1 rRNA gene is annotated in these 1,541 nt (G+C 64.2%); it reads left to right on the top strand.

Features of this window, described 5'->3' with window-relative positions:
- The first annotated feature begins 174 nt into the window (after positions 1-174).
- A 5S ribosomal RNA gene (gene rrf, locus HMPREF9452_RS11115) occupies positions 175-290 on the top strand.
- Positions 291-1,541 lie beyond the last annotated feature (1,251 nt).

The following is a 1,541-nucleotide window of genomic DNA, read 5'->3' as shown; positions in this document are numbered from 1 at the left end:
AGCATTTCATATCGCCGCGGGTGCCGTCTCGCTAGGGACGGGTGCCGCGCGATGCTTCCGGTCGGATCGGACGTCGAACCCCAAGGTCCATCTCCTCGCTGTGCGGCCCCCAGGGCACGAGGGTCCGCCCGGACACACATAACCACCTCATGGTGGGCGGAGCGCCGCCCACCGGTCAGCGGCCATGGCGGGCGGGGCACGCCCGGACCCATTCCGAACCCGGAAGCTAAGCCGCCGAGCGCCGATGGTACTGCGGGGGAAGCCCGTGGGAGAGCAGGGCGCCGCTGACCGGTGGACGGCACTTTCACGTCGGTGCGGAGCGGGGCCCTCGGGGCCCCGCTCCTTTCCGCTATTCCGGCATCCATTTCTTATTTCGAAACTCTCAATATGCCATCCGTTATTCGGGTGGATTGCGATCCTTCTATATAGCTATATCTCTGCCGAGCGCTTGATTATTTTCACTCTGCCGTGGGCTATGATGCAGTAGATCCGTGTTGGTTAAAGCATATTCGGCTTAAAGCTCTTCGCAAGCAAGATGTATATGAACAAGCGGCTCCGTCTCTTGGCGTTCCTTCGCTTCGGTCTTCACTGAGATTAATTGAGCTGGGCCTTCGGAGTAGCTTTGGGGCTCTTTATGCGCGTAAGGGTAAGAGGCCCATCATTTGGCGGGTTCTGATGGCCGTTTGCGCCCGGCTTATCGTCCCGTTAGCGTTCCTGATGCGGGCCCAGCTGACTGTCTTGTAATTTCGGGTGCGTGAGCCTTAGCTGCTCGGGTGCTAGTCGCTCGAAGCCTGCAAGGGCTTGCGCTGGCGAAGCGCCCCCTCCCATGGCTGACCTGCGCGAATCGCGACTTGCGGGCTTGACGCCAGGTAATCCTATTGTCTGCTTGGGGCCAAGTGGTCCTGTTTGCCCTTGGGGCTCGTTTGGGATTTGATTGCGACGCGGCGAGAGCGAGACTTGGTTCGACGCCATTAGACGACGGCTCGATTCTCCAGGGCCTTCGGCCGTTGTTCGGGCCCCGTTTTCGGTGGGCGGACTCGGCCCCCGCCCCCGGCTCATTGCTGGCTGATGGGTCCGGGTGGGCTCCGAGGGGGCGTCTCGCTCCACCGAGCGCGGGCGGTTTCAGCGGAGGCGTTGGCGGCCGTCGTTTTCGAGAGGCCTGAGGGGGCCTCGGGTGCGTGTCGATGGCGGCTCCGTTCTTTGCGGCGTCCCGCCCCTTGCCCGACGCCTCGCCGCGGCCCCATCCCCCTTGCGGCCCGCGCAGGGCTGGACGCTCGCCTTCAGCCGGAGCGCGTCCGGCATCCGTCCGGGGCGGCCTCGGTCCTCGAGGGCTTCGGCTATCGTGAACGCGGTCGGAATGGGCGAGCGGTTCGATTCAATCGCCTGGCGGCATGAAATATGGAGGAACCGTGGAGGACGGGAAAGACGCCCCCGCGGCGCCCCGGGTATGGCAATATATCTCCTTGCCGCGCGGCGCCGAAGCGACCGGCGGCGCGTACCTTGAGAACCGGATACTGCGAGGCGAGAGGCCGTGCCTTCAG

Source organism: Collinsella tanakaei YIT 12063 (assembly GCF_000225705.1).
GTDB lineage: Bacteria > Actinomycetota > Coriobacteriia > Coriobacteriales > Coriobacteriaceae > Collinsella > Collinsella tanakaei.
Note: the sequence above shows the minus strand (reverse complement) of the source record. Positions and strands in the feature narration are given on the sequence as shown.